The organism is Moraxella sp. CTOTU49803, from assembly GCF_032097965.1.
Classification (GTDB): domain Bacteria; phylum Pseudomonadota; class Gammaproteobacteria; order Pseudomonadales; family Moraxellaceae; genus Faucicola; species Faucicola tetraodonis.
Genome location: NZ_DAMCJP010000007.1, coordinates 20,164 through 32,018 on the forward strand (window position 1 = coordinate 20,164; position 11,855 = coordinate 32,018).

Below are 11,855 nucleotides of genomic sequence, written 5' to 3' on the forward strand. Positions count from 1 at the left end.
ATATGTTAGCAAAACGAATTATCCCTTGCCTTGATGTTGACAATGGTCGGGTGGTCAAAGGTGTGCAATTTGTCGACATCAAAGACGCGGGCGACCCTGTTGAAGTGGCGCAGCGCTACAACGAACAAGGCGCGGATGAAATCACTTTTTTGGATATCACCGCTACCCATCATGGACGCGACACCACCTATCACACGGTTGAACGCATGGCAGAAACCGTATTTGTACCGCTGACCGTGGGCGGCGGGGTGCGTAAAGTCGATGACATTCGTCACTTGCTAAACGCGGGTGCGGATAAAGTATCGATTAATTCAGCGGCAATTTTTAACCCTGAATTTGTCGGTGAAGCGGCAGCGCGTTTTGGCAGTCAGTGTATCGTAGTAGCGATTGATGCCAAAAAAGTGGCTGACAATCAATGGGAAATATTTACCCATGGGGGACGCAAAGCGACTGGCATTGATGCGGTGGCATGGGCGGTAAAAATGGCAGGTTTTGGGGCGGGTGAACTGCTTGTGACCTCGATGGACTCAGATGGCACCAAAAACGGCTATGATATCGCCTTGATGAAACGCATTACAGATAGCGTGAATGTACCAGTGATTGCATCGGGTGGTGTCGGTAATTTGCAACACTTGGCAGATGGGGTGCTGCAAGGCGGTGTTGATGCGGTACTAGCGGCGAGTATTTTCCATTTTGGCGAATATACCGTGGGGGAAGCCAAGCAGTTTATGGCACAGCAAGGCATTGAAATGCGCTTATAGAGGAAAAATTATGTCAATAAAAGGCCGTATTATCAAATGGGACGATGAAAAAGGGTTTGGTTTCATCAAAGTACCTGACAATGCTGAGAACATATTCGTACACGCATCAAGTTTTGTCGATAAGCGTCTTCGTCCAGCGGTTGGGGATGAGGTAACATTTGAAGTAAAGCAGAGCCATAGAGGGTTAGAAGCTAAAAAAGTCTGCTATCCTAACCAACCCTCTCAGCTGTTAACCACTTCAAATTTGCCTCGCAATCATCGTAATAATACGCGTGCTAGTAGTAGTGTTTCGTCTTTCCTACTGAAATTAATTATATTAGTGGGTTTGATAATTGGCAGCTATTACTTTTATACTCAATATCAACAAAAAATTCGACTAACGGATTATACTAAACCTGTTTATGCAGAAAGCACTTCTAACACATCTACTTTAAACTCATCAAGTAATTTTAAATGTGATGGTCGCCAACATTGCTCTCAGATGAATTCGCTTGAAGAAGCAAAGTTCTTTATCAAAAACTGCCCCAACACTAAAATGGATGGTGATAATGATGGCGAGCCTTGTGAGAACGATAGCCGTTGGTAATAACTAAAAGGGCACAGCAAAAAATAGCCCAAACTAGCCAAAACTGCTATGATATTGGCATTTTCGATAATGACTAAACTGCCATGTTTCCACTAATTTTAACTCACCCGCAATGGGATCCTGTCGCTCTGCATTTGGGACCTGTCCAAGCCCACTGGTACGGGCTGATGTATTTACTGGCTTTTGCTGCCGCTTATGCGTTGGCTTGGTATCGCACTAAATCACGCCCAGACTGGAATGCCGACATGGTCGCTGACCTGGTGTTTTACGGGGCGATGGGCGTGATTCTAGGCGGTCGTATCGGCTATGTGCTGTTTTATCAATTGAGCGAATTTTTAGCCAATCCGATGTATTTGTTCAAAATCAACCAAGGCGGCATGTCGTTTCATGGGGGATTTTTGGGTGTCGCCATCGCAATGCTATTTTTTGCCCGCAAATATCAAAAGAATATTTGGAATGTGCTAGATTTTATTATTCCCTGCGTGCCAACCGGACTGCTGTTTGGTCGTATTGGCAATTTTATCAATGGCGAATTGTGGGGTCGCGTGTCTGATGGGGGTTACAACTGGCTGATGCTGTTCCCGCAAGCGGTCAATGAAGACAATGAACTGCTCAAACAAACCCCTGCCCTGCAAAGCCTTGCGCAAACCTTTATGATTGATGGCAACAATTATTTGTTACTCCCCCGCCATCCCTCACAGCTGTATCAGGCTTTTACTGAAGGGGTGGTACTGTTTGTTTTGGTTTGGTGGTTTGCCAGCCGGCCGCGTCCGCGTATGGCAGTCAGTGGTTTATTTGTGATGGGCTATGGTATTGCACGTTTTATTACCGAATTCTTCCGCCAACCTGATGCTGACCAAGGTTTTATTTTGTTAGGGTGGATGACAAAAGGGCAAATCTTAAGCCTACCGATGATTATCGGCGGTTTGGTTTTATTAATTTGGGCGTATAAAAACCAAATCTATGATTGGGGCAGTCAAAAGAATGTGGACTAACAAACAAAACTAACCAAGGAATTCATTACCCATGATTACGTCAAAAAACGAACAAGCCTATTTGGATTTACTTAAACTGGTGCTAGATAACGGCATACAAAAAGGCGACCGTACGGGTACCGGCACCATCAGCTATTTTGGCGCGCAGATGCGGTTTGATTTGAATAAGGGTTTTCCACTACTGACTACCAAAAAGATCCATACCAAAAGCGTGATTTATGAGCTGCTTTGGTTTTTAAAAGGCGATACCCATGTCCAATACTTGCAGGACAATGGGGTACGCATTTGGAATGAATGGGCAACCGCTGAGCAAACTGCCCGCTTTGGCAAGCCTGAAGGCGAACTTGGCGCGGTATACGGACACCAGTGGCGCAACTTCGGGGCAAGCAAAAAAGCGGACGGCAGCTACCATTCAGACGGTTTTGACCAAATCAGTTGGGTGGTCAATGAAATCAAAAACAACCCAAACTCGCGCCGTTTGATTGTCTCTGGCTGGAATCCTTTGGAGGCCAACGAAGTCGCCTTGCCCCCTTGTCATACCCTGTTTCAGTTTTTTGTCGCCGATGGCAAATTATCTTGTCAGTTGTACCAACGCTCGGCGGATTTGTTTTTGGGTGTACCTTTTAACATTGCCAGCTATGCCTTGCTTACCCATATGATAGCCCATGTGACGGGGCTTGGCGTCGGTGAGTTTGTGTGGACGGGTGGTGATTGTCATATCTATAACAATCATTTACAGCAAGTGAATGAGCAGCTTAGCCGCGAGCCGTTTGCCCTACCCAAACTTTGGCTCAATCCTGACATTACTGACATTTTTGCCTTTGATTTTAACGATATAAAAATTGAAAATTATCAAAGCCATGCCACAATTAAGGCTGAAGTCTCTGTATAAGCTTACAACCCAATGCCAAAACTCACAACAATAAGGATAAATCATGAGTTATTCTAATGTGGAAGTCGCCCAAATCGTGGCGATGAGCCAAAACCGCGCCATTGGCAAAGACAATCAATTGCCTTGGCACATCTCTGAGGACTTGAAACATTTTAAAAAACATACCAATGGCGGTATTGTGATTATGGGTCGCAAGACCTTTGAATCTATGGGCGCAAAACCCTTGCCCAACCGTACCAATTTTGTGATTACCACCAACTTGGATTACCAAGTGGATGATGATGCCGTCATTGTGATGCACAATCTAGATGACGCACTGACCCAAGCCTCATCACTGGCGCATGGTAAAGGTTTACAAACGATTTGGGTGATTGGTGGCGAAAAAGTCTTCCAACAAGCCCTACTGTTTAGTGATCGATTAGAAATCACCCAGGTCGATACCGTGATTGACAACGCAGCAGCCTTTTATCCAGAGATTACCAGTGATTTTGTCAAAACATCAGAAAGTGAAAAATTCACGGATGAACAAAGCGGGTTGAGTTATCAGTTTGTCACTTACCAAAAAGCTTAAGCTTGACAGTGACGACTTAGCGCACAAAAAAAACCACGTTAGATAACGTGGTTTTTTTATGTAGGTATCGATGTCTTATTTTGATTGTTCTTGAGACTTGACCGCTGAGGCAACAGGTGGTGCGATATTTGGGGTGTCACCTGTTTTTGCTTTAATCTCTGCTTTGGCTTCAGCCGTTGAGGCATTACGCGCTTCAATGGTCGATGTTTTTGCAGTAGCCGTTGGTGCAGAAGATGGCGTCATAGAGGCATTGTCTGGGCTAGCAACTGTGGCGTTTGGACCTGTTGCGGTGTCTGCATTGGCAGTGGCGGTGGTGGTTTCACCCGCCGCAGGTGAGGTTGCCGCAGGCGTCGAACCCGCTGGTTTGGCAGCGGCAGCAGCAGATGCAGCGGCTTTGGCTTCCACTTCAGCATTGAGTTTTGCAACGTCAACGTGGTTACCAGCGGGGCGAACAATTGCTGAAATAAGGATTAATAAAACCACGCCTAGAAACGCTAAAACGCCAATTAAAGAGTAACTAAGTTCTTTTTTGACATTGTTTTCCACGACTTCATGATGAGCCATCGTAAACCTCACTGTAAATCATTGGGGCAAGAGTTGTTGAATCTAAATGAATTCAAATCTAATTTTTAACTATTATACGGAACTTTGTAACCATTATATACTAAATTTTTGCAATTGGTGACAAAACCTTACTGCATCTAAGGTTTTTAACGTGTTTTACGAACCAGCCAACTAATCAGTAGCAATAGCGCTGCCAGTACCAAGATAGGATAACTACCCCAGCGCATAAATGGCGTATTACCAACGCGCGATTGGATCTCACCCCGTAGCACCGTGCGTTCAAAGGCTGGCGCTTTGGCAACAATATCGCCTTTATCATTGATAATGGCAGTCACGCCTGTATTGGTGGCGCGCATAAACCAGCGACCGGTTTCAATCGAGCGCATTTGCACCATTTGTAGATGCTGCAATGGACCTGCCGATGTGCCAAACCAGGCATCATTGGATACGGTCAATAGAAAGTCGGTATTTTTGGCATTGCGGCGGGTGGTATCAGGATAGGCGACTTCATAACAAATTGCCACGCCGACTGGGTGGTTTTTGACTTGCAAGGGCGCTTGGTGCGCAGACCCACTACGAAAACTCATGGTACCGCTCATCAAGTTTGGCAATGCCCAATCTAACATTCCTTCAAACGGGATATATTCGCCCACGGGTACCAAATTTTGCTTCTTGTATAAGCCTTTGGCATCGGCGCCCAAAGCAATCACACTGTTGTAAAATGGCTCGTACTTATCAACTTTTGGGTCGTATTCATTGACATCCACATACGGGATACCGGTGAGCCATGCGCTATTGCTTTCGCGGGCTTGGGCAGCAATTTGACTGATAAAGGGCATGGCGTCGGTTTGAAACATCGGAATTGACGACTCTGGCCATAAGATAATGTCCTGCCCCCATTCTGTTTTACTTAAACCTGCATAGATACCCAGCGTTTGGACTTGGTACTCTTGCAGCCATTTTAAGTCCTGCGGAATATTGCCTTGCACTAACGAAACTTTTAGATTTGGTGTGCCTTTGGGGGTCGTCCATTGCGGGGCAATAAGCCACAGCGCCACGCTTGCCAGTAACATCACAGATGAGGGAATTAAAAAACGGTATTTTTTTCGCGCCGCTTCCACCAGACTTGCTGAGACAAACACCGATACAAAGCTCAGCGCCAACACCCCAAAAATTGGGGCAAGGCTCGTCAGCCAAGGTTGCGCTGTATAAGCATAGCCCACAAATAGCCAAGGAAAACCTGTAAATAGCCAGGTTTTTAACCACTCTTGTACCACCCATAATGATGCAAAGCTTAGCGGCTGTTTTGCCACAAAGCGGTTAAAAATGACCGCCAAGGCACCATGAAACAATCCCATTCCTAAGCCAACAAAACCAATCATCAGCAAGGCTAACAAGGTAGGGGTATCACCATAGGTATGAATGGAGGTAAACAACCAAAACGCGCCCACGCTCCACAATCCCATACCATACATTTCACCGAGCCAAAACGCCCGCCAATTTGACATTGGGGGCAATAATAGCCAATACAGCACCAGTGGCGACAACAGTGCCACTAGCCAAAAATCGTAAGGCGCTAACGCAAAGATAAATGCCGCACCCGCAAGCCAAGCCAGCACCAGTTTGGGTAATAGGGGCTGTTTGGTATTTGCAGATTTGGCACTATCGTGATGAGATTGTACAGAAAGTTGCTTTTTTAGGGACTGGGTAGTAAGACGCATTGGCGGGTATTGCCTTTAGGGTTAAACGGTTTTGCAAACATAAGTAATTGGACTAATCGTCGAGCTGATTATACCTTTTAACCAGTTCAATTTCTTGGATAAATCGACCATCTGCTGACAATACCGTCAAACGACAATCGTCAATAAAGACGGTTTGACCCAATACCTCATTGACTTCGCCAAGCTCTTGCATGACCAGTCCACCCATACTAGTGACATCCTCACTATCAAAATGGGTACCTAGCTGTTCATTACAGTCTGAGACTGAGGTGATGGATTGCACAATCCATGTGTCAGGCTGGTTGGGCACAGGCACTATATGATTGATATCGGTATCTTCTTCGATGTCGTCATGCTCATCGATGATATCACCGACAATTTCTTCGAGTAAGTCTTCCATCGTCACCACGCCTGCTGTCACCCCAAACTCATCGATGACGATTGCCATATGAATTTGGTTTTTTTGAAATAGACGCAGCAGGTTGTCAGAACGCGCAGTTTCACTGATATAAATCGGCTGACGTACAATCGCTTCAAGATTAAAATGGTCAATATTTTGACCTTGCGCCTTGGCGACCAAAAACGGAATCAAATCTTTGGCAAGTAAGATACCCATCACTGTGTCTTTGTTGTCATCGATAAATACAGGATAACGCGAGTGGGCGGTTTCCATATAGAGCGACATGATATCTTGCAAGTTTTGGTGCTGGGTGATGCCTGCAACGTGGCTGACAGGGGTCATGATTTCTCGCACTTGAATAGCGGGTAAATCTAGCACGCCCTCTAACATATCGACGGTGTCGGGCGCCAAAAATCGACGCGAATCATGTACCAATTTGACTAGTTCATCACGGGTTTCAGGGGCGGTAGATAGCCAGCGTTTCAGACCGCGTGACCAGCTACTGCCTTGCTGTTTGTTTGACAGGTGTGAACTCGAATTGTCGTCTGACATAGCCGACGAGACCCTCATATGGCGAAAGATTTTTTTACCTTACCTTAAGCCCATGATGATTGCAATGGTATTTTTCTTAATTTTATTGTATTTTTTGGCTGATTTTACTCACCCATCAGCTTGCTCGGTGCTAGTAAAGTCTCGAATAACCAAGCGCTATTGGCGAATCCAATGAATCACCCGTTCTTCCTGCTCTAGCTCAGAAACTTCTGTTTCAGACTGACAGCGTCCCGCCACGCTGATATTTTTTTGGCGCATCATGGTTTGTGTCATGGCGGCATCCTGAGTGAGCAATAAATGCCAGCTTGGCAGTTGTTGCCCGTAGTACAAGCGCTTGTAGGCACAGCTTGCCGGTAGCCAGTACATCTCGCCAATGTTATCGATGGTTAGGCTGATGCAATCGGGCACATAGTCGCGCCTTGTTGGGTAATGCTGGCAAGCCCCTGTGGCACAATCAAGCAGGCGACAGGCGACATCACTGTATTCAACTTCATCGGTGTCATCGTCTTTAAATTTAATCAAACAACACGCCCCACAGCCATCGCACAAGGCTTCCCATTCAGCTTGGGTCAATTGTTCTAACGAAAATCGCTCCCAAAATTGCGGGCGTAAGGTAACAGATTGGCTCATTATGTTTCCAACTTTCGGCTTGTATAAAACAGTGACAGTATTATAACGGAAAATACGATGATTTCAGTATACAGTAATGCCTGTATTAACCGTTGCACTGACTTGCCACGCTCTCATTAGCGTATGAATCCAGCGTTTTTATAACGCCAGTGTCTTATAACAATAGCAACCAATCATATATTTACCATAACATAAGGATCCATGATGCCAATTCAAATTTTACAACTCGAATCTACCACCACCGATGGCGTGGAGCTCAAAAGCTATGTCTGTCTACCAGAATCAGCGAGCCACGACAATCCTGCCCCAGCGATTTTAGTGGCGCCTGAATGGTGGGGCGTGGTTGAGCACCCACAAAAAGTCACTGAGCGTTTAGCCGAAGCGGGTTTTGCTGCCGTCGCCATGGATGTGTATGGCGAGGGTAAACTGACCACAGATGCCGCCCAAGCCAATGAATGGATGAGCCAAATGCTCGCTGACCAAGACATGTTAATGGCGCGCTGTAAACTCATTATGGATGACTTTACCGACCTTGAAGCTGTTGACACAAACCGTCTGGGCGCGATTGGTTTTTGCTTCGGCGGCAAAATCGCCTTAGACATGGCGCGTGAAGGTTTCCCGCTTAAAGCAGTGGCGACTTTCCACGGCAACCCTACACCAAAACAACCGGCACAAAAAGGCAAATTCACTGCCAAAGTATTGGTGGCACATGGTGAAGCCGATAGCATGGTATCAATGGATGCCATTGAAGGGCTAAAAAAAGAGTTGGATAACGCCGATGTAGAGTACACAGTCGATGTATACGAAGGCGCCAAACACGGCTTTACCAATCCTAATGCTGACAAACGCGCCGAAGAAAATGGCGTGGATTTGGGCTATGATGCGGATGCGGCAAAAGCCAGCTGGGATGAAATGATTGCGTTTATGCAAGACAATCTTGTATAACATATGCCAGTTGCATCCTAACAGCAAAAGCAATATCCCTCATGATATTGCTTTTTTTATGTCTATGTCCCAGTTTTAGTCAAGATTTTTAGCCATCTTATCAGTCAGTATTGAATCCCAAATAGAAAGTCTTATATAGCTATCACGATAGTAACCCGATGGTGAATCTTGAACGCACATCCGAATACAAACCCCTCAACGATGCAAAGTCCCAATCAGCACTTAAGCCACAACCATACCCAAGCGCATACCGAAACGCAGCTTGATAGTTTTGCACCGCGTATTTTGACCTGGTTTGACCATAACGGGCGTCATGATTTGCCGTGGCAGCAGCATCAGCTTGACACGCCAGACCCCTATCCTGTGTGGTTATCTGAAATCATGCTACAGCAGACCCAAGTGGCGACGGTGATTCCTTATTTTGAGCGCTTTATGGCAAGTTTTCCCACGGTGCAGGATTTGGCAAACGCATCTTGGGAGCAAGTCGCTGAGCACTGGGCAGGACTGGGTTACTATGCACGTGCGCGCAACCTGCATAAAGGTGCCAAGCAGCTGGTGGATATCATCGAGCAAACTGGCAAATTTCCGCAAACGGTTGCCCACTGGGAGCAGATTTCAGGGGTAGGTAAATCTACGGCAGGTGCGATTGTGGCGATGGGTGTCAGAGCTGACCAATATGGCGGTGACAGAGGAGTGATTTGCGATGGTAATGTCAAACGTGTGCTGACCCGTTGGGCGGGTATTGACGGCGATATCACCAAAACTGCCACAACCAAAGCGCTTTGGCAACTTGCCGAGCGCCTAACACCGACCCGTGACAGCGGCCACTACGCCCAAGCGATGATGGATATGGGGGCGACGCTATGCACCAAAGCCAAACCTGCCTGCCTACTGTGTCCCGTGCAAGCCGACTGCGTGGCAAATGCCCAAGGCATGCAAAGTTTTTATCCGGTAAAAAGTAAAAAATCGCCCAATCCGTCTAAGTTTTCGCTAGCGTTAAAGCTGGTTTGCGATGACAAAACCTTGTGGCTACAACGTCCTGACACTGGGATTTGGGGTGGACTGTGGTGTTTACCATTGGCCTTTGTCAAAAAACAACAGGGGGCAAAAGATACAGGCGCGCCGCTACTGGCAACCTGGCAGCAAGAGGCGACGTTTGAAGCAGAATACAATATCGCTGAGCAGATTATTTTTGAGTTTTTACAAGCCGAGCAGCTGCTAAATATCGAGCAGGTTAATTTAGATAGTACTGATACTGTCAAACATAGCCTCACCCATTTTCATTGGTTTTTGACCCCCCTCACCATGACGCTGACGATTGAGCAGGGTATGCGGCTGACACAAACACTGCAACAAGCGCTGCAAACGCTGTCATGGGTAGATGATTCAGCGCAAAACAGCTTAGCCAAACCGAAAGCCATGCAGCTATTGGTGAGTGGTTAAAGCTTGTAAAATTGTCGCAGGCATTAAGTCAGGGATAATAGTTATGTTAAGATTGGCCTGCTGTAATAGCATTTGCTGTGCAATACGCGACTGCAAGACCAAATAATAACAATTGGCAACCATTTGAGTGTTTGCTGTTAGTTGTTGCCAGTTTTGCCAGGCAGTCAAACTTGAGATGAGTACAATGATGGGTTGGTTGTGGCTCTGCGTTTGTTGCCAAATCGCAAATGTTTGGGTGGTTGTGCTTGGTAGAACCCGTTGGTACAAGTTTAGCAAATGTACTTGCACATCTTTTGCCGCCAATGTATCTGCCAATAATTCTCGTCCGCCGATGCCGCGCCATACCTGCAAATAATCGCCTTTACCAAGCGCTTGGATTACCGGCAAATTTAATAATCCTTCATTGTTTTGCGCGCGTTTTTCATCAGGAAAAATAATGGTAGGTGGTGGCAACTCTGTGAGCTGCTGCCAGGTTTGGTTAAAGTAATTTGCGGTTTTGTCACCCACCGCCACCCATGTAATCTTTTTGGACAATTCCGTTAGCTTGACCAAGGTGGCAAGCATCGCTAAGCCATACTTTACTGCCGCTTCACTGACTAGCACCACCACTTGATAACGGTCAATCTTTTGTAAAACTGCTGTCTCTGCCACTGTCAAGGGCTTTTCTACCAATGCCAACAGCGGCAAGTCAATCACTTTAACGCCATGCTGGCGCAAAAATAGGCTTAGCGCCTTGGCTCGCTGATCGGGTCTGGTATTGATAAATTGCATGGGTATGAGGATCTCAATATCAGCCGTCTTGATAAACCTGCGCCAAGATTTTGTCCGCACCTTGTGCAATGAGCGCTTCAGCCACCACCACGCCCACGGCTTCGGCAATTTGCTCAGACTCCCGTACGTCATCAACTAACGCGTTATGATGCTCGGCTTTTAACAAGGTTTTACCATCCACACTGCCGACCCGACCCTGTAAATAAATTTGTCCGTTTTGAATAGTAGCAAAGCCTGCAATCGGTACTTGACAACCACCCTGCAAATGACGATTCATGGCGCGTTCTGCCATCACGCATAGACGGCTTGGCTCGTCATTGAGCGGTTTTAGTAGTGCCAGCACATCGGCATCATCACTTCGGCATTCAATGGCAAGCGCACCTTGTCCGACCGCAGGCAGACTGATATGCGTATCAAGTTCATGGCGAATACGATCGGTAAGCCCCAAACGCGTCAAGCCACTGGTTGCCAAAATAATGGCATCATACTCACCTGCATCTAGCTTGGATAAGCGCGTGCCTACATTGCCGCGTAGGCTGATAATCTCTAAGTCAGGACGATATTGCTGAATTTGGCATTGACGGCGTAAACTTGATGTACCAAGTTTAGCGCCTTGTGGCAACGCATCTATACTTTCATAGTGATTTGATATAAAGGCATCGGTTGGCTGCTCACGCTCACAATATGCGCCAAGCGTCAGACCTTCAGGGAGCACCATGGGTACGTCTTTGAGCGAATGTACGGCGATATCGGCACGTTTTTCATATAAGGCTTGCTCAAGCTCTTTGACAAATAAGCCTTTGCCACCGATTTTGGCTAACGGGGTATCTAGGATTTTGTCGCCTTGGGTGACCATTGGTACTAGATTGACGGTCAAGCTTGGGTACAGCGCTTGCAAACGCGCTTGGATGTGTTCGGCTTGCCATAAGGCAAGCGGGCTTTGGCGAGTGGCGATATTTAAAGTGGTTAATGTAGTCATAGCAGTGTCTTTTTTAGCATTCGATAAAAATGCCTAACTCTCTAA

At 46.5% G+C, this 11,855-nt stretch carries 12 protein-coding genes and 1 pseudogene; 7 read left to right on the forward strand and 6 right to left on the reverse strand.

Annotation, left to right across the window (positions count from 1 at the left end; all coding sequences use genetic code 11):
- Positions 1-2: 2 nt before the first annotated feature.
- From hisF to RT422_RS08405, 5 genes and pseudogenes are all read left to right on the forward strand, one after another.
- Positions 3-761: an imidazole glycerol phosphate synthase subunit HisF gene (gene hisF / locus RT422_RS08385; RefSeq protein WP_007115145.1), complete on the forward strand. Its 759-nt coding sequence runs from the start codon at positions 3-5 to the stop codon at positions 759-761.
- Between the two features lie 34 nt (positions 762-795).
- Positions 796-1,347, forward strand: a pseudogene (locus RT422_RS08390) (cold shock domain-containing protein); the annotation flags it as partial.
- Between the two features lie 95 nt (positions 1,348-1,442).
- Positions 1,443-2,342: a prolipoprotein diacylglyceryl transferase gene (gene lgt, locus RT422_RS08395; protein WP_096489700.1), complete on the forward strand. Its 900-nt coding sequence runs from the start codon at positions 1,443-1,445 to the stop codon at positions 2,340-2,342.
- A 31-nt stretch (positions 2,343-2,373) separates the two neighbouring features.
- A complete protein-coding gene (locus tag RT422_RS08400) occupies positions 2,374-3,234 on the forward strand; it encodes a thymidylate synthase (RefSeq protein WP_313421967.1) in 861 nt (286 codons plus the stop codon).
- A gap of 43 nt (positions 3,235-3,277) precedes the next feature.
- Entirely contained in the window at positions 3,278-3,805 is a 528-nt protein-coding gene (locus RT422_RS08405) for a dihydrofolate reductase (protein ID WP_007115148.1), read from the forward strand.
- A 75-nt stretch (positions 3,806-3,880) separates the two neighbouring features.
- On the opposite strand, the gene RT422_RS08410 is transcribed toward RT422_RS08405, so the two are convergent.
- The 4 genes from RT422_RS08410 to RT422_RS08425 form a co-directional block, all read right to left on the reverse strand.
- Positions 3,881-4,369: a hypothetical protein gene (locus tag RT422_RS08410; protein WP_065253848.1), complete on the reverse strand. Its 489-nt coding sequence runs from the start codon at positions 4,367-4,369 to the stop codon at positions 3,881-3,883.
- A gap of 146 nt (positions 4,370-4,515) precedes the next feature.
- Complete coding sequence (gene lnt / locus RT422_RS08415) at positions 4,516-6,090, reverse strand: apolipoprotein N-acyltransferase (RefSeq protein WP_313421968.1); 1,575 nt, start codon at positions 6,088-6,090, stop codon at positions 4,516-4,518.
- A gap of 52 nt (positions 6,091-6,142) precedes the next feature.
- The gene (locus RT422_RS08420) at positions 6,143-7,042 is read right to left on the reverse strand and encodes a CBS domain-containing protein (RefSeq protein WP_201665372.1); all 900 of its coding nucleotides are present in this window, start codon (positions 7,040-7,042) and stop codon (positions 6,143-6,145) included.
- A 156-nt stretch (positions 7,043-7,198) separates the two neighbouring features.
- Positions 7,199-7,672, reverse strand: coding sequence for a YcgN family cysteine cluster protein (locus RT422_RS08425; protein WP_101964392.1), 474 nt, complete (start codon positions 7,670-7,672; stop codon positions 7,199-7,201).
- Between the two features lie 204 nt (positions 7,673-7,876).
- Here RT422_RS08425 and RT422_RS08430 point away from each other — a divergent pair, with 204 nt between their 5' ends.
- Complete coding sequence (locus RT422_RS08430) at positions 7,877-8,617, forward strand: dienelactone hydrolase family protein (RefSeq protein WP_007115153.1); 741 nt, start codon at positions 7,877-7,879, stop codon at positions 8,615-8,617.
- A gap of 201 nt (positions 8,618-8,818) precedes the next feature.
- Positions 8,819-10,060, forward strand: coding sequence for an A/G-specific adenine glycosylase (gene mutY / locus RT422_RS08435; RefSeq protein WP_409520123.1), 1,242 nt, complete (start codon positions 8,819-8,821; stop codon positions 10,058-10,060).
- Here the strand turns inward: mutY and RT422_RS08440 are convergent.
- On the reverse strand, positions 10,043-10,831 hold the full coding sequence (locus RT422_RS08440; protein ID WP_284035044.1) for a uroporphyrinogen-III synthase: 789 nt from the start codon (positions 10,829-10,831) through the stop codon (positions 10,043-10,045). The two genes, mutY and RT422_RS08440, sit on opposite strands and share 18 nt — an antisense overlap.
- Before the next feature lie 19 nt (positions 10,832-10,850).
- Positions 10,851-11,810: a hydroxymethylbilane synthase gene (gene hemC, locus RT422_RS08445; protein WP_284035043.1), complete on the reverse strand. Its 960-nt coding sequence runs from the start codon at positions 11,808-11,810 to the stop codon at positions 10,851-10,853.
- Positions 11,811-11,855 lie beyond the last annotated feature (45 nt).